The organism is Pseudoxanthomonas wuyuanensis, assembly GCF_900215535.1.
Lineage (GTDB): Bacteria > Pseudomonadota > Gammaproteobacteria > Xanthomonadales > Xanthomonadaceae > Pseudoxanthomonas_A > Pseudoxanthomonas_A wuyuanensis.
The window spans coordinates 1,078,238-1,097,775 of record NZ_OCND01000001.1 but is presented as its reverse complement, the minus strand read 5'-3'; the positions used below and the strand labels follow the sequence as shown (position 1 = coordinate 1,097,775).

The window sequence follows — 19,538 nt, the reverse complement described above, 5'->3', positions numbered from 1 at the left end:
GCGACTGACGTCGCTCCCACAGTGGGGGGACGTGCGCTGTGCGTGTGCGGACCCAAGGTTAGCGGACCGGCGGGATGGCCCCGCCGGTCCTGGTTCAAACTGGCGGAATCAGAACAGATTGACGTTGGGCCAGTTGGAAACGCCTTCGACAATCTCCTTCATCATCGCGTCGATTTCCTTGACATCGCCGTTGTTCGAATTGGCGGTAACCGCATAGCCCAGGCCATCGCTGCGGCGGCGGTAGACGGAGTTGGTGCCTGACATCGAGCCGAAATGCGCATACGACTTGCTCAGCACGGTCTCATGGCGCATGAAGCGCAGCAGGTCGATGGGCGTGGCAATCCAGCCGCCATGCGAATCGAACCGCTGCGGTTTGACGCTGGAATAGGCGCCGGGGCCGTAATACTTGACTTCGTTGGGCTTGCGGTCGGCTTCCTTGTCGCCGCCGATCACCATGCCGCTGGCGCCGGCCGGCTTGAGGATGGTGTCGCGGACATAGTTCTCATAGGTCTTGCCGGTCCTGGCTTCGATGACCCGGCCCAGCAGCGAGTAGCCGAAGTTGGAATAGGTTTCCTCGGGCGGCAGGCCGGGGTCGGTGCCGGGCGCATAGCCGAGCGGATAGTTCTTCAGCGCCCATTCGATCAGTCCTTTATGGGTGGTTCCGGTGTACTTGAACATCGGGTCGTCGGCCTTGCCGTCATCATCGATGTCCAGCCGCAGGAAGCCGGCACGGTGCCGGATCAGGTGATCGACGGTGATGTCCTCGATCTGCTTGTTGTCGGACGGGGTGGCGTACTGGCTGCCGAGCACGCTGTTGCTGCCAAAGACCTTGGAACTGTCGGTCAGCGTGGTGTCCTGGATGACGCGTTTCACCGCCACCACGGTGATGGGCTTGGCGACGCTGGCGATGCGGTAGCGGTGCTTCGGGCCGGCCAGTTCGTTCTTTTCCACGTCGGCATTGCCGAAGGCCGCTGCGTAGACCAGCCGCTTGTCCTTGCTGATGGCGACCGACATGCTGGGAATGTCGTTCTTCTTCATGTAGGCGCGCACCTTGTTTTCGATCAGGGCCAGATCCTGGGCCTTGAACGTGGTGTTTTCCCACAGTCCGTTGAAGCGTACGCCGCTGGCGCCATTGAACGCCTCGATGTAGCGCGGTTGCCAGCTCTGGTAGAGATAGTTGTCGAAGACGGCCTGGTAGTTGCCGGCGGCGATGCCGTGGCGGGCCGACCACTGCGGGCCGCTGGACTTGGTCCAGAGCGCGGCATAGCGGTCGCCGCTGCCTTGCCTGTAACCGCTGACCACTTTCAGCCGGTAGCCTTGCTTGGCAAAGTCATCGAAGGCTTTCTGATAGTCGGACGGGCTCAGTCCGTGGCGCGCCACCCAGGCCGGGCCCCCTTTCTCGAAGATTGCCGCAAAGCGCGGTGAACCGCCGACGCTGAACGCGCTGACGTGCGACAGCCCAAAGCCTTGCTTGGACATGTCGGTGACCGCGGCCTGGTATTGCTCGGCAGTCAGGCCATGCCGGGCCTGCCACGCGGGGCCGGCCTTCTTCTCCCAGATGGCGGCGTAGTAGGGCTTGTCGCCGATGGCATAGCCGTTGACGAAGGTCAGCCGGTAACCCTGTTTGGCGAAATCCTCGAACGCGGCCTGGTACTGCTGCGGCGTCAGCCCATGACGCGCGCCCCAGGCTGCGCCGGACTGCTTGCTCCACAGCGCGGCATAACGGGCACTGCCGCCGCTCTCGTAACCCGAGACCGAGGTCAGGCGATAGCCCTTCTTGCTGTAGTCGTTGAATGCCTGCTGGTACTGCGCGCCGGTCAGGCCATGCCGTGCGGCCCATTCGGCCGCCATGGCCGACGCGCTGCCCAAGGCAAGGCCGGCGGTCAGCAAGGCGCTGGCCGCCAACGAAGCGCACCGGGCCAGGGAGGGGGAGGTTCTGGAGGTGCAGCGCCCGTTCAGAGCCGGGCGCTGCGACTGCTGCGCGGGATGCGCGGTAGTCCTTGAAGGCATGGTTTCTCTCCTGAAAGTGAATATGGGGAGCGGGAACCTGGCCGATCCGGTTTGCGGCCGACCCGCAATTCCTGCTCGTTTGAAGTAGTCGCAAGAAATGGCGCAATCCCGCCACCCGGCCGCAATGGCTCCCGGCGGCGCCGGGAGCCATCCGCCGCGCGCGGCTTACTTGCGCCAGATGGCCGCATAGCGGGCAGAGCCGCCGCTGCTGTAACCGGTCACGTCGCGGGTCAGCAGTCCGGCGCTGGTATTGCCCTGCCACTCGCTCTGGTACTGATCGCTGCTCAGCCCGTGCCTGGCCTTGTATGGACCGTTGGCCTTGGAACTCCAGATGGCCGAGAAATACGGCTGGCCGCCATGCACATAGGCATTGAGATAGACGACCTGTCGGCCTTGCTGGGCGTTGCTGTTGAAGGCCTGCTGGTACTCGCCGGCACTCAGTTGCGATTTGGCCTGCCAACTGCCGATATCGGCTTTTTCGTACAGCGCCGTGTAGCGCCGCTGGCCGCCGCTGGACACCACCGACACATTGCGCGGGCGGTAGCCATCCTTGGTCAGCGCGTCCATCCTGGCCTGATGGGCGTTGGCATCCAGGCCGTGGTAGGCCGAGTAGGCGGGCCCGGACTGCTTGCGGTAGATGGCCGCGTAGCGCACGCCGCCCTGGCCCAGATAGCTCTCGACCTGATGCGGGCGGTAGCCTTTGCCGGTGTATTCGTTGAAGCGCTGCTGGTGCTGCGCGGCGGTCAGGCCATGGAAGGCGGCCCAGCCGGCGTTGCCCTTGGGGCGGAACACGGCGTTGTAGTACACGTTGCCGCCCACGTCGAAACCGTCGATCCACTCCAGCACATAACCGGCATTGACCGCCTGATCGAACAGGCACTGGTAGTCGCGCGCCGGCACGCCGTGGCGGGCCACTTCCTTGGCACCGGGCTTGAGATTGCCCGGTACCTTGCGTGCCTGATAGCTCTGGCCGCTGACGAAATAGTTGCCGCCGATGCCGCAGATGCGCGGGATCCGGTTGCGTTTGCTGCCGTCGTTGTCGGTCAGGAAACCGCCGACGGTGCTGATGCCGCCGCTGGCCTTGGGCACGCCCACTTCGAAGTGCAGGTGATCGCCGCTGGCGCAGCCGACATCGCCTTCATCGCCCAGATAGGTTCCAGCGGTCACCGACTGGCCCACCTTGAGTTTGGCCTTGCCGCTGGACGAGCCCTTGGTCATGTGGGTGTACTTGGTCCATTCGCCGTTGGGGTGTTCGATCCAGACGTAGTTGTTTTTCTTCTCGCTGGCGGCCAGGTCCTTGCAACCGCTGATGCGCTTGTCGAAGCCATCGACGACATGGCGGACGATGCCATCGGCGGCGGCAACGATCCTGTACGGGCCGCCGCCCTTGCCGCTCATGTCGATGCGGCCGGGCGGGTCGTGCTTGATGTGGTCGTTGGTGACCTTGATATCGGTGCCGTCGGCGTAGGGAATGCGGTAAACGCCCTTGGACGGAGTCTGGGCAGCGGCATGGCCGCTCAACAGCAGCACGCAGACCGCAAGCAGGGACGGAGTGGGGCGGTAGGGATGGGACAGTGTGGCCATGGTCGGGTTCCTCGGTTGGAGACGCCAGCGGGACACGGACGCATGTCCGCCCGCACCGTTGAAGTCGGATTTGCGCGGAAGACCCCGCCAATCATCGGAAACGGGACGTGACGGCTTGCGTGGCCGTGCCGGCGGGGTTACACCCAGGGCAGGAAGCGCCGTGGCGGGATCCGGCACGGTTTTGCGACTGTCAGGGGGAGGCGCGCCATTGCGCCGGTTTGCCAACTTTTCAGGGAGAACAGCATGTCCAGAACCATGACGGCCGTTGCGGCCAGCACTCTTGTCCTTTTTGCCGCCGCCGGCGTGGCCGGCGCCCAGCAACGGGTTGCCGAGCAAACGACGCGCGTTTCAGACGCTGCCGAACAGAAGGCCGCGCAGGTGGCCATCGACGCCCAGTCGCCCGCCCAGGGGACGATTGCGGCGCCGACCAAACCGCAAAAGGATGATCCCGGCGGCGGCGGACAGGGCCGCCAAGCGCTGGCGAATGCGGCAATGCCCGATCTGCTGCTGGTCGATGCCTTCCAGCTTGCCAATGCCACCATTCCGTGGGGAACCGCCGCCACGGTGTTGGCGGCCGATGCTTCGTCCAGCAAGGACGGCGTTTGCAGCTTCCGCTACAAGTACCTCACCGCCAACCAGGGCGGGGTGGCGGCCGGCGCTTCGGCCAACCGTATCCGCCGCGACATCCAGAACGGACCCGTGCTGGCAAGCAACCCCCTGCCGGCGCTGGCGCCGGCTGCGACTTCCGTTTCCGATGGCCACCTGTCGCTCAAGCCCGGCACCTGGATGCTGTACGTGCATGCCGACGACCCGCAGGCGGTGGCCGAGAGCAACGAGACCAACAATCTTCGCCGGGTCAAGGTGACGGTCGAGGGCAAGTGCGGGTAGGGCGATGGCGTATGTGTCTGTAGGAGCGAGGTGAGTCGCGACAGAAACCTAATGCGTTTCGACACCGCTCGGAGCAGATGAAAGCGGATCAAGACATTCATGTTTTGATCCGCTTTTTTTTGCCTTTATCCGTGTCTGGACCGGTGTGGGTTTCTGTCGCGACTCACCTCGCTCCTACAGGGAAGCCCATCCTAGCCGTCCTGCTTCGCCAGCTTGCCGCCGGCGGCGGCAAGCGCTTCGGCGGCTTCGACGGTGCGGGCGTCGCTGGCGCCGAATGCGGCGTGCCGCACCTGCCAGGCTTCCTGCAGCAGCGCCCTGGCTTCGCTGGGACGGCTGCGGTCGAGCAGCAGATTGCCCATCGGCACCAGCACCACGGCCAGGCGCGGATGGCCTTCGGGCAGGCGCTTGCGGAATATCGCCAGTGCCTGTTCGAAGTAGGCTTCGGCCTCATCCAGGCGCCCCTGGCGATGCAGCACAATGCCGATTCGGTTGAGATCGATGCCGACCCGTTCGTGTTCCTCGCCATAGTCTTTGCGCTGGCGCGCCAGTGCCTCGCGGTAGTGTTGTTCGGCGGCCTTCAGATCGCCGCGTTTTTCCGCCAGTTCGCCCAGGTTGAACACGGTGGCCGAACGCCACGGATGATCGTCCGGGTAGGCGGCAAGCGCTTCCCGGTAGTGGGCTTCGGCGGCATCGATATCGCCGCTTCCGTACAGCGCCAGGCCCAGGTCGTTGAGGTTCATCGCCACTTCGGGGTGGCGTTCGCCCAGCGCCTCGCGGCGGATCGCCAGTGCCTGCCGCAGCAGTTGCTCGGCCGCAGAAAAATCGCGCCGCGCCTGCATCAGCAGGGCATGGTTGTTCATCACCCGTGCCACCGCCGGGTGGCGCGCGCCGCTGGCCTGGATCATCACCGTCTGTGCCTCGCGGTACAGCGCATCGGCCGAATCGTATTCGGCCAGATTGACCCGGGTCACGGCCAGGTTCGACAGGCTACTGGCCAGTTGCGGATGGGTGGGCGGCAACAGCCGGCGGCGCAGTGCCAGCGCCTGGCTCAGCAGCGGCTCCGCGGCGGCATAGTCGCCCCGATGGCGCAGTACCGTGCCCAGTTTGTCCAAGCTGTCGGCCACATCGGGGTGCTCTTCGTCGAACAACTGCCGGCGCATCGCCAGCGCGTCGCGGTGCTCGCGCTCGGCGGCGGCCAGATCGCTCATGCGGAACCGCAGCATGCCCATGTCGCTGATGGTGTCGGCCACTTCCGCATGGGGGCTGCCGAGTAGCCGCTGGTAGTTCTCCAGCGCGTCCTGCAACAACTTTTCGGCCTGCGGGTACTCGCCCATGTCGGTATGCAGGCGGGCGCGGCTGCGCAGGGCGTGCGCCAGCCTCAGCGGATCGCTGCCGGCCAGCGGTGTCGCCAGCTGCAGCGCCTGTTCGAACAACGGTTGCGCGCGGTCGTACAGACCCAACTGGCGGTAGGCTTCGCCCACGGTGTCCAGCAATTCGACCCGCACTTCCGGTTGGCCGGCCAGTTCGGTTTCTATGCTGGCCCAGCCGCGGTCCAGCAGTTCGCGCGCGCTCAGTTGCGCGCCGCCGGACTGTTGCGGGTCCGCGCCTTCGAACAGTCGCAGCACCAGAGCCTTGACCTGTTGCGCCTTGACCGCTTCGGCGCGCGCGCGGTCGCGCTCGCGGGCAATGGTGTCTGCCTGCACCGTCACGGTGACCGCATAGGCGATCAGCAACGCGAGCGCGGTTGCCGCGCCGGTGACGCCGAACGGATGCCGGCGCACGAATTTGCCGGTGCGGTAGCCCAACGTTTCCGGCCGCGCCCGCACCGGCCGGCCCTGCTGCCAGCGCCTGATGTCGTCGGCCAGTTCGGCGGCCGTGGCGTAGCGCCGTTCCGGCGCCTTGCGCAGCGCCTTCAGCACGATGTTGTCCAGGTCGCCGCGCAGCTTGCGTCGCAATGCGGCGGGACTGCTGCGCCGCAGCGCGGCCATGTCAGCAAGCACGCGCAGACTGGGACGCAGCGGCTCGTTGTGGCAGATCGCCCGTTCCATCTCCGCCGCCGAACTGCCGCTCACCTGCTGGGCGCGCTGTCCGCACAGCAGTTCGTACAACAGCAGGCCAAGCTGGTAGACATCGGCGGCGGTGGCCACCGGCTGCCCCAGTACCTGCTCCGGTGCGGCGTATTCGGGCGTGAACAGCCGCACGGCGGTGCGGGTGACCGGCTCCATCGGCGCAGCGTCGACCGCCAGCACCTTGGCAATGCCGAAATCCAGCAGCTTTACCGTGTTTTCGCCGGTGACCAGGATGTTGGAAGGCTTCAGGTCGCGGTGCACGACCAGGTGCCGGTGCGCGTGCGCGACGGCTTCGGCGGTCTGCAGAAACAGTTCCAGCCGCTGCTCGATGCTCAGCCGGTGTTCGTCGCAGTAGCGGTCCAACGGCAGCCCCTGCGCGTATTCCATCACCAGGTACGGGCGGCCATCGGCGTCACGGCCACCGTCCAGCAGGCGCGCGATGCCGGGGTGGGTGAGGGTGGCCAGAATCTGCCGTTCCTGTGCGAAACGGCGGGCAAACTCGTCCGAGTCCAACGCCGTCCGGATCAGTTTCAGCGCGCCGTGCTGCTGAAAGCCGCCGTCGACGCGTTCGGCCAGATACACCATGCCCATGCCGCCGGCGCCAAGCTCGTGCAGCAACCGCCAGGCGCCGATGCGGCGATGCCCTGCAAGCGCGGGCGGCTGGGGCTCGGCTTCGGCGGCCAGCGCCTGCCATAGCGGATTCCCGGTCACCGCATCCAGGTGCGGTGCCGGCTGGGTTGCCAGTTGCAGCAGCAGTTCCAGTTCGGCGCGCAGTTCCGGTTCGCCGGCGGTGGCCTGGGCCAGGAATGCCTGCCGCGCGGCGCCTTCGAGGTCCAGCGCCTGTTCGAACAGCGCATCGATGCGTACCCGCGGGTCCTCCGGCGGGGGCCGGTTCATGCCAGCGCCTTCAACAACCAGGCGCGCGCGCGCATCCAGTCGCGCTGCACCGTGCGCAGCGAACTGTCCAGCGCCCGCGCGGTCTCTTCCTCGGTCATGCCGGCGAAATAGCGGCACTCCACCACCTGCGCCAGCCGCGGGTTGAATTCGGCCAGCCCTTCCAGTGCGGCATCCACGGCCAGAATCTGTTCCGAGGGTTGCTCCATGGCCACGGCATCGGGCAGCAAGGTCAGGTGGGTGGCCCCGCCGCCGCGCTTGTCGGCCTGCCGGCGGCGTGCGTGATCGACCAGGATGCGGCGCATGGCGCGTGCGCAGACGGCGAAGAAATGTCCGCGGTCCTGCCAGTCCACGCCGTATTCGTCGATCAGCTGCAGGTAGGTTTCGTTGACCAGGCCAACGGTGTCCAGCGCCTGCGTGCGGCGCCCGGCGCGCGCCAGCTGGCCGCGCGCGAGTACCCGCAGGCGCTCGTAGACCAGCGGCACCATCCGGTCGAAAGCCTCGCGGTCGCCCTGATGATGCCGCTGCAACAGGCGGGTGATATCACTGGACATGCGCCGCTCTCCGCCCCCGGGATGCCCGCATGGTACTGCCGGCTGTGGTTGCTGTCTGCCGGAGTAGCGTGCGCTTGCGCAGGGTTTTGAAACGGTGGCAGGAGCCCGCGCGTTCGTCTTGTGTTGTAGGAGCGACGTCAGTCGCGACCGTCAACGCGCACGTCGCGACTGACGTCGCTCCCACAGGATGCTTTGGTGCTTGTTGAGACAACCGGGCGGGCAGCCGGGAAAAGATCCGGACCACACGCCGCAAAAAGAGGGCCTGCAAAGCAGGCCCAGGGGGAGAGAGACGACAGCTTTCTGGTTATGGGGTTCAGGCGGCCTGCAACAGCGGCGCCGGGATGGCGGCCAATGCGCCGCGGAGGGCGTCGGCGCGCTGCTGCGGCCCGTAGCCGATGCCTTCGGCGCGGACGAATTCGATGTCGGTGATGCCCAGGAACCCGAATACCTGGCGCAGGTAGGCTTCCTGGAAATCGGTCGGTGCGTTGTCGCCGTGGATGCTGCCGCGGGCGCTGGCGATGACCACCTTCTTGCCGCCGGCCAGACCTTGTGGGCCGGCTTCGGTATAACGAAACGTACGTCCTGCCACGGCAATGCGGTCTATCCAGGCCTTCAGTGTGGACGGCACCGAGAAGTTGTACATCGGTGCGCCAATGACCAGTACATCGCTTTCCAGGAATTGCTGGATGGCAATCTCGCCGGCTTCGGCCACCGCCGGGTCGGTCTTGGCCAGCACCTGTCCGGTCAGGTGGGGCAGGGGATTGTTGTCCAGATCGCGGTAGGTGACCTCCAACCCGGGCACATTGTCCTGCCAACGGGCTACGATGGCGGCGGTAAGTTCGCGGCTGATGGAGTTGGCGCCCAGGGCGCTGCTGTCGATATGAAGAAGTTTCATGGTGGCTAGGTCCAGGTCTGCGGCGTTGCCGCGTTGGATGCCACGTTAGATTGTTGCGATTGTGCAATAAATACGATTAAATATCACTGATTGTTCTAAATTCGGAACTATGGGCATGCATGACCTCAATGACCTGTACTACTTTGCGATGGTGGTGGACCACGGCGGATTCGCCGCGGCCGAGCGCGCGCTGGGGATTCCCAAGTCGCGGCTGAGCAGGCGCATCAGCCAGCTGGAGACCGACCTGGGCGTGCGCCTGCTGCAGCGTTCCACCCGCCGCTTTGCGGTGACCGATGTCGGCATGAGCGTGCACCGCCACGCCCAGACCATGCTGGCCGAGGCGCAGGCCGCGCGCGAGGTGGTGGACCGTCTGAGCGCCGAACCGCGCGGCGTGGTGCGGGTCAGCGTGCCGGTGGCGGTGGCGCAGATGCAGCTGCCCAAGATCCTGCCGATGTTCCTGGACAAGTACCCCAAGGTGCGCCTGCAACTGCACGTCAACAACCGCCGCGTCGACATCATCAATGAAGGCTACGACGTGGCATTGCGCGTGCGCGCCAAGCTGGACGACGACGGCAGCCTGGTGATGCGCAGCTTCGGCCAGATCCAGGAACTGCTGGTCGCCAGCCCCAAATACCTGCAACGCGCCGGCCGCCCGCAGACCCCGGAAGACCTGGCCGAACACGTCACCCTGAGCATCAGCGAAGACGAGGCGCGCCAGCGCTGGGAACTGCACGGTCCCAACGGCGAAGTGCGCCGGGTCGACCTGCAGCCGCGGCTGGCCGGTTTCGACTTTCCGCTGCTGCAGGCGATGGCCAAGGACGGATTCGGCATCACCCTGCTGCCGGAAACTGTCTGTGCCGAAGCCGTGCGCAAGGGCGAGCTGGAGGTGGTGCTGCCGGAATGGTCGCTGCCGCAGGGCATATGCCACGCCGTGTTCGCCTCACGCCGCGGCTTGCTGCCGGCGGTGCGCGTGTTCATCGACTTCCTGGCCGAACACCTGCCGCAGCAGATCGAATCCTCGCGGCTGGATTGCGGCGGCAAATGCGGCAAGGAAGCCGAACAGGCCCTCGCGCAGGCGCTGGACAATACCAAGGCCGAACGGGTCAAGCGCGCCTCGTAAGCAAAACCGCCCGCTTCATGCGAAAATGCGGCCCGGCCTGTAATGGGCCGGGTGGTCGCAAGGTACGGATGCGGTATTCGCATGGCCCCGCATTGTCGCCGTTGTAAAAAAAATATACAGAGATGGCCGAGCGGTTTAAGGCACCGGTCTTGACTGCGAAGGCCGCAGGCCGGAGCGAACATCGACCGCAGGTCGATGGTAAAACCGGCGAACGGCGCGTAGCGCCGCGGGTAGAGAAGCAACAACGGAGAGATGGCCGAGCGGTTTAAGGCACCGGTCTTGAAAACCGGCGAAGGGTCAAACCTTCCGTGGGTTCGAATCCCACTCTCTCCGCCATAACCGGCCGTCATTCGGCAGGCCCCTAACAGCGAAGCTAGTCATCCGCTGCGGGTTCCGCCCTACGCGCTAATCTTTATCGCGCTGGGGATCCGTCGCTCCATCGTCATGCCAGATCCACCATTGGTACGGCGGGGTCTGGGGATAGCCCTCAGGTGAGTCCTCCCACGATTCCTGGCGACCAAGTGCAGTGATGTCGAGGTAGTTCCAGGTATTCCCCATTTGCTCGTCGCCACGGCCGTTGATGAAGCCGGTCCGGAACACGGCGTTGCCGTCGCGGATGAATGCGTTCGTGCCGTGCCATTCGTCCACGCCGAAGTCGGCGTCGAAGTCGTCCGTCAGCGTGTACCACGGGATATGGTCCCAGCCCATCTTTGCCTTCAGGCGCTGAAGGTCGCCTTGCGATCCGCGCGAGACGAAGGCGAGGCTGGTGTCGCGGGCGCCGAGGTGTGCCGGGTGCGCCACCTGATCGGCGACCATGGAACAACCGATACAGCCGCGCTCCGGCCAGCGCCCGACGCCGGGCTCCATGAAAGCGCGATAGACGATCAGCTGTCGGCGGCCATCGAACAGGTCAAGCAGGCTCACGCGGCCATTCGGCCCTTCAAAAGCGTAATCCTTCTCGACCGCCAGCCAAGGCATCCGTCGGCGTTCGGCAGCCAGGACGTCGCGAGCGCGCGAATGCGCCTTCTCCTTCACGTGCAACTTCTCCCGGGCGGCCTGCCACTCCTCAGCCGACACGACGGATGGAGTCCGCATTCCGAGCAGCTCGCTTCCTCGGCCATTCTCAGACGATGTGATCATGATTCTTGATCCTCCAGGTTGGGTACGTTCGAACCGGGATGTCGCGTGGACTGTCCGTTGCTGCGCCTGCCGCAGGCACAACGGCGGCCGGATTCCAGGTCAGCAACGGCGCCACTACCTATCGACGCTGCACCTGGCAAAGATGTACCGCCGAACGGCAGGGGAGCGTGAGTAACAAGTTTGACGGGAATTAAGACAAGACTGAAAAGTCAAAGATCGTCATCCCGGCGGCTTGTCCGTGTTGCCTTGATTGGACTTTCTGGTGGCTGCCGACGACCCGCTTGCAGCGTTCAAGCGCATCGCATGGCCCGATCTGTGCGGCCCGCCAACTCCGACAAAAATCCTCTGTTCGCAGGATTGCCAACCCCACGCGGCATCCAATGGGTGGAGCATCTAAGGCGGAACCCGCGCAAGCGGATGACCAGCTTCGCTGTTGGAGGATCGCCGAATGCCTTTGGGTCTGAGCACCGTTCTCTTCGCCCGACGCTACGCCCCCAAAAACAACGGCCCGCGCAATCACTGCGCGGGCCGTCGCGTGCTTCACCAGGCGTTACCAACTGGCGCGCAGCACCGCCGAGTAGCGACGGTCGTTCATGAACCAGGCGCGGTTGTATACCGTGGTATCCAGATAGCCGTCGGTCGGGTACAGGCGCGGCCCGGTCGTCAGCTTGGTGACCGTGTTGGTGATGTTGTTCACCTGCAGGCCGATCTGGATGTTGTTGGTGAGGTTGTAGAAGAACGAGCCATCCAGTTGTCCGAAATCCTCGTTCCAGGTCGGCAGCCGGGTGATCACATCGCTGGAGGTCAGCAGGTAGCGCGAGCGCCAGTTGTAGGCCAGGCGGAACGAGACTTTGTCCTTTTCGTAGATGCCGACCAGGTTGTAGGAGCGCTTGGACAGGCCCTCCAGCGGCAGTTCGACGGGAGCGGCACGGACATCGGTCTCGTACGGGTCGACGACCGCGTTGGTGCCGCCGGTGCTGTCCACGTAGGTGTAGTTGGCCTGGACGCCGAAGCCGCTGAGCCAGCCCGGCAGGAAGTCGAAGAACTGCGAATAGCCGACCTCGAAGCCGCGGATCCTGCCCTCGTCCAGGTTGTTGGTGCGCGTGATCGCATACTCGTCGCCGCCCCAGGTCTCGTAGCCCACCGTGGTGGCGAAGTAGTCCTTCACGTCCTTGTAGAACAGCGTCGTATACAGCATGTTGGCCGGGCCGAAGTACCACTCCAGCGCGGTGTCGTACTGGGTGGCGCGCATCGGCTTCAGTGCCGGGTTGCCGGCCGATCCTTCGAAGTCGGTCAGGTCCTCCAAGCCGCAGGGTTCGGTGCGGGTGCCCAGCTCGATGGCGCTGGTGCACGCCGATGAAACGTCCACGCTCAGCGGCAGCCAGGCCTGCATCAGCCGGAATTCCGGCCGCGCGATCGCCTTGGACGCCGCCACGCGCCACTGCAGGCCTTCGCCGAAGCGGAAACGCAGGTTCAGGCTGGGCAGCACGTCGGTGTAGGAACTGGCGGTATCGGTGCTGAAGAACTGGCCGGCGAACTTGGCCTTGACCTCGTCGCTGACGTTTTCGCCCCAGGTCGACAGATCGGGCATCTGCCCGCCGCCGGAGGTTCTCACGCTGGTCTTGACTACGCGCACGCCGACGTTGCCGTCCACCGGCACGCCCAGCGCCTGGTTGTTCTCGAAGTACACGATGCCGTACGCCGCCTGGGTGCGTTCGTTCTGGCGGTTGATGTTCTCGGGGGCGTAGGCGATCGGCGACCAGCCCGTGCCCGGTTCGACCTCGTTGGCGAGGGGGCTGAGGGTGCCTGCGGCATAGTCGATGTTGACCATCCGCGCGGTCGGAAACCACAACCGGGTCGGTACGTTGATGTCGCCGCGGAAGAAGTCGCCCAGCGAATACAGCTCCGAATCCCCCGGGAAGTATTGATCGAGCCAGGCGACGTTGCCGCGTTCGGGATTGTTGATCGCGCGCCACGAATCGCTGACCGGTCGCCAGTTCCAGCGCGTGGACATGCTGGTGTAGCTGCGATCGGCCAGGCGCGCGCCGAAGCGCACGAAGCGCAGCCAGTCGCCGTTGTCGAAGGTGTACTCGAAGTCGACGCGCCCGGCCCGCTCGTTGCCCTCGTTGTCGGCGATGTGGTCCATCGCCGAGCGCCAGAAGTAATTGCTCTTCTCCGTGGCGAACTGCTCGTCGACGGTCAGCGACGGATACTTGCCGCTCAGGTCCAGGTGCACGCCTTCCAGCAGGGTCGAGGCGTGCACGGAGAAGTCCATGTTGTCGTTCTTCGAGGTCACGTACTGGAAGTCGCCGCGCACGACCAGCTTGTCGGTGATGAAGTGGCGGAAACCGGCCGACCAGTCGGTGGTATCGCTGTTCGACACGTTGTAGCGGTGGCCTGAGATGAACTGGATGCCGAAGTCGCTGTTCACGTAGATGTCGTGCCACGGATAGTGGCCCGCGCGCAGGGAGCCGCTCACGAACCTGCCGTTGGCGTCGTAGACGAAACGGGTGCCCGGCGCCGGCAATACGGTATTGGTCTTGCCGTCGGCGTTGTCGGCCTCGCTGGCGCCACCGAATTCCATGAAGTGCTCGCGCCAGGCCATCTTGTACCTGGAGGTCAGGAACTGGGTATAGACCTCGGTGTCGTCGTTGGGGCGCCATTGCAACGCGAATGCCAGACCCTGCCGCTTGCGGTCGAAATCGGTCTGCCGCCAGTTGGCGCCGCCGGGGACGAACACCGCATCCAGGCCCGTATCGCCCAGCAGCATGTCGATTTTCTCCTCACCGGAGGAATCCGGCGTCCAGGGTTCGGGCTGGAGGCCGCGGCGCATGAACGGCTGCACCTGGATGCCGTCCGAGCGGGTGGCCAGTTCGGAATAGGAAACGTTGGCCAGGAAACCGATCTCGCCGACACCGGTCTGCCAGCGGTCGCTGAACAGGAACGAGGCCGAAGGCTTGCCCTTCCTGGCATGGTCGCCGTAGTTGTAATCGACGCTGCCGGCGATCTTGCGGCCGGCTTCGTCGAAGGGCATGCGCGTGCGCAGGTTGACCGTGCCGCCCAGCCCGCCCTCGATGATTTCGGCCGACGGATTCTTGTACACGTCCACGCCGGCCATCAGCTCGGCGGGGACTTCCTCGAAGCTCAGGCCGCGGCCGCCGTTGGCGCTGAACACGTCGCGCCCGTTGAGCTCGCCGCGCACGAAGGTCAGGCCGCGGATCATCACGCCGCTGCCCTCGGCGGAAAAGTGATCGGTATCGTCGCGCGCCAGGAAGCCGGTGATGGTTACGCCGGATATGCGCTTGAGGGTTTCGGTGACGCTGCGGTCGGGTAGCGCGCCGATGTCCTGGGCGGTGACCGAATCCAAGATCTGTGCGGCGTCCTGTTTGATTTCCTGCGCGCGCATCACGCTGCCGCGCACGCCTGTGACCTGTACGGTCTCCAGCTCGACGGTCTCGCCGATGTCTTCCGGCGTTGCCTGTTGGGCGTGCGCCGTGCCGGCGGCCAGAGCCAAGGCCACCCCCAATGCCAATGCGGAACGGGAAAAACCTAGCGACAGGCACGACGCGACGCACCCTGCAGCACAGAGCGAATACTTCGACATTACTGTTCCCTCCCAGGACCCAGATTTTGTGGATTTCGGTTTTTTGTGCCGGCCTTTCGGGCGCCACCTGGTAACGATATCTCGAATTTTGTCCGTTGGGAGGGCCGCGGCAGATAGATATCGTTGTCACGACCACGGCGTCGGTTGCGGGCCTGCGATGCCCGCCAGAGGCTGCTTTACCGGGAAGGAATCATCGGCTGGAGGCGGACGGCGCAACGGTGCCGAGCGGCGGCATCGCCGCGGCAGGCGGTGGCGCGGCCGGAGGATGGCGACCCAGGTGCCGGCCATGAAAAAGGCGGGCCTGTTGGCCCGCCTTCTTGTCGTCTCTCGAAAACGACGGCTTCAGTTGATGGTCGCGGCCAGTGCCGGCATCGGCCGGGCGGGTGCGCCGGAACGGGCCTCGCCATCGCAACAGGCGCCGGCAGTCCGGATCCGGTCCCATACATCGTGGATGATTTGCTCGGCTGCGAACCAATCCAAACGGTCGCGATAGCTGATTTTCTGTTCGTAGGCCTGCCGCAGGGTGGGGCCGAGCAGATGCAGCGGTTCCCGGTGCCACTTCAGGTAGGCGTCGTAGGCAAACTTGATGGTGGCGCGACAGTCGTCGAAATTCGCCGACCGGTCGTGCCAGTCCTGAGATTCCATATGCTGCCGCCAATACGACAGCTCGGCGCGGATATCGATGCATTCGCACTCCGGGGCGCTGGCTGTGGCCGTGGTTGCACGAGAAACCGATCCCATTGCTACCTCCAATACGCTTATGGATGGATGCTTCAGTTTTGTCTAAGGCGGGTTATCTCTACGTGGGCGGGATGTTAATCCCATCGCGACAAACCCGAACGGCCGTCCATGGCGTGGCTCACGCAGCGAACAGCCGGTTGATCTGCGGGTAGCTCAGGGGCGGGCGATCTTCACCTGCATGATCGGAAGACTCCAGGAAATCCAGCGCACCGGCCTGCAGGCGGTCGAAGACCGATTCGGCCAGGCTCGAACCTGCGCTCAGCCGCCGCACGCCCAGTGCGGCCAGTTCCGCAACTGCCGGCAAGTCAGGGCGCAGCATCACGTTCAACGGCAAGGCGACCTCCGCGGCGATGGCGCCGATGGACGCGCTGTCCGTCAATCCCGGCACGAACAGGCCATCAGCGCCAGCATCGCGGTAACGGTTGCCGCGTGCCTGCGTTGCGGCGACCTGTTCGCTGGCGGGCGCCAGTTGCCGCAGATAAACATCGGTGCGCGCATTGATGAAGATATCGGCGCCGGCGGCCGCGCAGGCGTGGCGGATGTGCTCAATCTTGGTGCATAGCGATTCCGGCGCAGTGGCGCCGTCTTCCAGGTTGATGCCCGATACGCCCGCTTCGGCCAGTTGCAGCACCAGCGCGGCGACGGCCTGCGGGTCGTCGGAATAGCCGCTTTCGATATCGATGCTCAGCGGTACGTCAATGACGCGGCGGATGGCGGCGACCGTGCCCAGCAGGTTGGCGACGGGCAGGTGGTCGCCGTCGGCATAACCTTGCGACCAGGCCAATCCGGCGCTGGTGGTGGCGATGGCAGGCGCGCCCAGGCTTTCGATCAGGCGGGCGCTGCCGGCATCCCAGGCGTTGGCCAGCCGCAGCAGGCCGTGGGTATGGAGTTGACGGAACTGCTGGGTAAGCTCGGGTTGGAAGGCCATGGCAGGCTCGGGCGGCGAAGGGATGCGCAGCTTGCCATGCCGCTGCATGCCGGACTCGCCGTTTTCGGACATTGTCGTCTTTGCCGCGGCCGCAACCGGTTGCGGCAATGCGGCCGAGGCGCCATCTTTCGCGAACTGCCTGTCCGGACAGGAGGTGTCGTCAATCGCCCAAACAGGCGCGGTGGGATGTCGCGATTCACCGCAACCCGTAACCGCATGTCCCGGTTCGGAACCGGTTCGTGGAAGTTTGCGGTTGTTTCAACCTGGGCGGGAAGGCGAACGCAGCGGTCGGATCAGGGGGCTCTGGCCGGGACGAACGGCGACACCGGATCACTGGCCGGAAAGGTCTCCAGCAACGCCTGGTCCTGGTTGTAATCTTCGTGATTGAGCCGCATGCGCTCGTGCAGCGGCGTCTCCCAGCATTGCCGGTTCTCGTCGGGGCCGGGCGGATCTTTACGGTCGCGTGCCATTGTGGAGTTTCCTGCGGTGGGTTGCCGCTACTGTCGCCGCAGACGGTTCAAGACACTGTGAAAAGGCCGGTGGTGGCGGCAGGTCTGCCGGCGCCAGCGGCCTGCAGCGGCGCCGGACCGGAAGCGCCCGCGCAAAGAAAAAGACCCGGAGAACCTATCCGCTCCGGGTCTTTGAAAGGGGAGATGTCCCCGGTTCCAGCGGCCCGCTTGCTCAAGGCGGTGCCCTTGGTCCTTTGCAGAGCGGCATCCATTGCCTGTGCAGGGCGTGCTTCCGGGGACAGGAATAGCTTGCCTGCGCGGCAGCACTTTGGCAGTCGGGGCTTGCCGCGCTGGCGGGTAGGAATAATCCGACAGGATGGCGCGTTACCGTTCAGGCGACCAGCAGATGGCCTACGCCCTGGAATACGCGCCACTTGCCGTCGCCGCCTTCGACATTGATGGCGTAGTCCAAACCTTGAGCTATCCGCTGGTTGGCCAGGCGGATGGCGTACGTCAGCGCCGCGCCGCGGCTCGGAAAGCGCAATGGCGGAGACTCGTTGATGGACAGCAAAAAGGCGTCGTGGGAGTCGGGCGCGTACGGCAGGTCGAAGGTCATCATGTTGGGGGGGACGAACGATGGGCCCGACTCAGGCTACGAAACCGTCTGTGATACCGATGCAAAGAAGGCGACGCCCCGATTTCGCATTCAGCGAGTCGTCACGCTGCCGGCATGCCTACCGGTTTGCGCTGTCCCAGTCGCGCAGGCCGCGTTCCACTACCGTCAGAGCCTTGCCGATATGGACGGCGTCGATTTCGGCGATGGTGTCGCGCGCGCTGTGGATCACCTGCATGACCTTGGGCGCGACCGGCGGATTCTGCCCGCCGAAAACCGCCAGGATGGCGTCGATTTCGTCGCCGCCCACCAGCGAAAAGGACACCGCCGGCCAACCGGAATTCAGGAACGCCAGATGATCGGTGGGCGGGTAGCGTTCGCCCGGCGCGAAGCCGAGTTGCTGCGCGCTGGCCGCTTCGCGCAACGAGCGGATCAGCGGAGTGTCGGCGTTGGGCGACATCATCCACAACGTGTCTCCCCAGCCGAACACGTCGAAATTGACGTACAGCGCCGGACGCTCGCGATCGGGCGTTTCCACCCAGGCGTGCGAACCCAGCAGGCCGTGCTCTTCCAGATCCCAGAAAGCGACCTGCACGCGATGCGCCGTCAGCGGGCGCGCCTTCAGGGCCGCCGCAAGTTCCAGCACCGCAGCGACGCCAGAGGCGTTGTCGGTGGCGCCGTGCCCGATTTCGACCTTGTCGTAGTGGGCGCCGATCAGCAGCAACGGCGCGCCGGCCGGGCCGCCAAGATCGGCCAGCAGATTGCTGCCGCGCTTGCCGTCGCGTTCGAACGCTTCCCGGCGCCATTGGATGCCCAGCGCATCCAGCCGCGCCGTAATGGCATGGCCGCGCGACAACGAGTCGCGGCCGGCGCTGACGGCGGCGACCTGTTGTTGCCAGGAACCGGCCGCCGGGTTGTCGGCCAGCGCGGGGGCAGCCGACAACGCCAGCAGCCAGGGCAGGGCACCGAAAATACGGAACAGGCGCATGATATTGATTCTCCTGATAATGTGACGAGTATTGCACAGGCCGCCGCCGCGGTGCCCATGCCATAAGCCGAAGGCCGCGCGCCGGCGGCGCGGCGCGAATAGAATGAAAAACGGGAGGAAACCGATGCAACAGTCTTGGGCGGGGCAAGGCCGACAAGGAGCGTAAGGATGACGATTCGCGTATTCCTGATTGACGATCATGCGCTGGTGCGAACCGGCATGAAGATGATTCTTGCCAATGAGGTCGATATCGAAGTGGTGGGCGAGAGCGAAAGCGGCGAAGAGGCGCTGCCGCTGATCCGCCAGCTCAACCCGGATGTGGTGTTGTGCGATCTGCATCTTCCCGGCTACAGCGGCCTGGAAGTCACCGAGCGCATCGTGCGCGGGGAGCAGAAGACGCGGGTGATCATCGTGTCGGTGCTGGAGGATGGACCGTTGCCGAAGCGGCTGCTGGAAGCCGGCGCGTCCGGTTATATCGGCAAGGGCGGCGATGCCACCGAACTGATTCGCGCGGTACGCGACGTTTCGCGCGGCAAGCGTTATCTGGGAACCAGCATCGCGCAGAACCTCGCGTTGCTGAATGTCGGCGGCGAGGCGTCGCCGTTCGATGCATTGTCGCCACGCGAACTGGAAGTGGCGATGCTGCTGACCCAGGGATTGCGGCAGGAAGATATCGCCAAGCGCCTGAGCCTGAGCGCGAAGACGGTGAACACGCACAAGACGCGCTTGTTCGAGAAGACCGGCGTGCAGGACAACATCGCGCTGGCGCGGCTGGCCGCGCAGTACGGTCTGCTGGATCCGTCGCGGGCCATCTGATCTCCGAAGCGGAGCCGGGCTTTGCCGGAAGATGCGGCGAAATGACCGGCCCTGAGCGTGTGATTCTTCGCCGTACCCTGATCCGACTGTTCGGGCCGCCCCGCATCACGTACGCAGGCTCTTCTCCCGGAGGGAGAAGGTAACCGTCGCGCTTGGCGGTGTATCGGTAGATTTCTGTTGGAAGGAAGAACCATAAAAAAAGCCGGCCGCTTGCGCGGCCGGCTGGTCCGGATTGCGCGGGCGGC

At 65.1% G+C, this 19,538-nt stretch carries 15 protein-coding genes and 1 tRNA gene; 4 read left to right on the top strand and 12 right to left on the bottom strand.

Annotated features, from left to right (window positions below; genetic code table 11):
- Positions 1 to 108 precede the first annotated feature (108 nt).
- Positions 109 to 2,010 carry a serine hydrolase gene (locus CRO39_RS04635; RefSeq protein WP_097120649.1) on the bottom strand — a complete coding sequence of 634 codons (1,902 nt, stop codon included), beginning with the start codon at positions 2,008 to 2,010 and terminating at the stop codon, positions 109 to 111.
- Between the two features lie 165 nt (positions 2,011 to 2,175).
- Positions 2,176 to 3,594, bottom strand: a complete 1,419-nt coding sequence (locus CRO39_RS04630; protein WP_097120648.1) for a peptidoglycan DD-metalloendopeptidase family protein — start codon at positions 3,592 to 3,594, stop codon at positions 2,176 to 2,178.
- A 243-nt stretch (positions 3,595 to 3,837) separates the two neighbouring features.
- Here CRO39_RS04630 and CRO39_RS04625 point away from each other — a divergent pair, with 243 nt between their 5' ends.
- Positions 3,838 to 4,482, top strand: a complete 645-nt coding sequence (locus CRO39_RS04625) for a CARDB domain-containing protein (RefSeq protein WP_141400713.1) — start codon at positions 3,838 to 3,840, stop codon at positions 4,480 to 4,482.
- Between the two features lie 191 nt (positions 4,483 to 4,673).
- On the opposite strand, the gene CRO39_RS04620 is transcribed toward CRO39_RS04625, so the two are convergent.
- The 3 genes from CRO39_RS04620 to CRO39_RS04610 form a co-directional block, all read right to left on the bottom strand.
- Positions 4,674 to 7,448 (bottom strand): serine/threonine-protein kinase, encoded by a 2,775-nt coding sequence (locus tag CRO39_RS04620; protein ID WP_097120646.1) that lies wholly within the window; start codon positions 7,446 to 7,448, stop codon positions 4,674 to 4,676.
- Complete coding sequence (locus CRO39_RS04615; RefSeq protein ID WP_097120645.1) at positions 7,445 to 7,999, bottom strand: ECF-type sigma factor; 555 nt, start codon at positions 7,997 to 7,999, stop codon at positions 7,445 to 7,447. Before CRO39_RS04615 ends, CRO39_RS04620 begins: the two co-directional genes overlap by 4 nt.
- A gap of 313 nt (positions 8,000 to 8,312) precedes the next feature.
- A complete protein-coding gene (locus CRO39_RS04610) occupies positions 8,313 to 8,894 on the bottom strand; it encodes an FMN-dependent NADH-azoreductase (RefSeq protein WP_097120644.1) in 582 nt (193 codons plus the stop codon).
- 115 nt (positions 8,895 to 9,009) lie between these two features.
- Between CRO39_RS04610 and CRO39_RS04605 the strand changes: the two genes are divergently transcribed.
- A complete protein-coding gene (locus CRO39_RS04605; RefSeq protein WP_097120799.1) occupies positions 9,010 to 10,014 on the top strand; it encodes a LysR family transcriptional regulator in 1,005 nt (334 codons plus the stop codon).
- Positions 10,015 to 10,260: 246 nt separating this feature from the next.
- A tRNA-Ser gene (locus tag CRO39_RS04600) sits at positions 10,261 to 10,350 on the top strand.
- A gap of 69 nt (positions 10,351 to 10,419) precedes the next feature.
- Here the strand turns inward: CRO39_RS04600 and CRO39_RS04595 are convergent.
- The 7 genes from CRO39_RS04595 to CRO39_RS04570 form a co-directional block, all read right to left on the bottom strand.
- Complete coding sequence (locus CRO39_RS04595) at positions 10,420 to 11,154, bottom strand: DUF899 domain-containing protein (RefSeq protein WP_097120643.1); 735 nt, start codon at positions 11,152 to 11,154, stop codon at positions 10,420 to 10,422.
- 550 nt (positions 11,155 to 11,704) lie between these two features.
- The gene (locus tag CRO39_RS04590; protein ID WP_338015723.1) at positions 11,705 to 14,758 is read right to left on the bottom strand and encodes a TonB-dependent receptor; all 3,054 of its coding nucleotides are present in this window, start codon (positions 14,756 to 14,758) and stop codon (positions 11,705 to 11,707) included.
- 342 nt (positions 14,759 to 15,100) lie between these two features.
- Positions 15,101 to 15,499, bottom strand: coding sequence for a hypothetical protein (locus CRO39_RS04585; RefSeq protein ID WP_097120641.1), 399 nt, complete (start codon positions 15,497 to 15,499; stop codon positions 15,101 to 15,103).
- A 118-nt stretch (positions 15,500 to 15,617) separates the two neighbouring features.
- Positions 15,618 to 16,499, bottom strand: a complete 882-nt coding sequence (locus CRO39_RS04580; protein ID WP_238394540.1) for an isocitrate lyase/PEP mutase family protein — start codon at positions 16,497 to 16,499, stop codon at positions 15,618 to 15,620.
- 221 nt (positions 16,500 to 16,720) lie between these two features.
- Positions 16,721 to 16,897: a hypothetical protein gene (locus CRO39_RS20850; RefSeq protein ID WP_176520154.1), complete on the bottom strand. Its 177-nt coding sequence runs from the start codon at positions 16,895 to 16,897 to the stop codon at positions 16,721 to 16,723.
- 370 nt (positions 16,898 to 17,267) lie between these two features.
- Positions 17,268 to 17,495, bottom strand: coding sequence for a hypothetical protein (locus CRO39_RS04575; RefSeq protein WP_097120640.1), 228 nt, complete (start codon positions 17,493 to 17,495; stop codon positions 17,268 to 17,270).
- Between the two features lie 115 nt (positions 17,496 to 17,610).
- A complete protein-coding gene (locus CRO39_RS04570; RefSeq protein ID WP_162125692.1) occupies positions 17,611 to 18,477 on the bottom strand; it encodes a M28 family peptidase in 867 nt (288 codons plus the stop codon).
- Between the two features lie 168 nt (positions 18,478 to 18,645).
- Here CRO39_RS04570 and CRO39_RS04565 point away from each other — a divergent pair, with 168 nt between their 5' ends.
- Positions 18,646 to 19,293, top strand: coding sequence for a response regulator (locus CRO39_RS04565; RefSeq protein WP_097120638.1), 648 nt, complete (start codon positions 18,646 to 18,648; stop codon positions 19,291 to 19,293).
- The last annotated feature ends 245 nt before the right edge of the window (positions 19,294 to 19,538 follow it).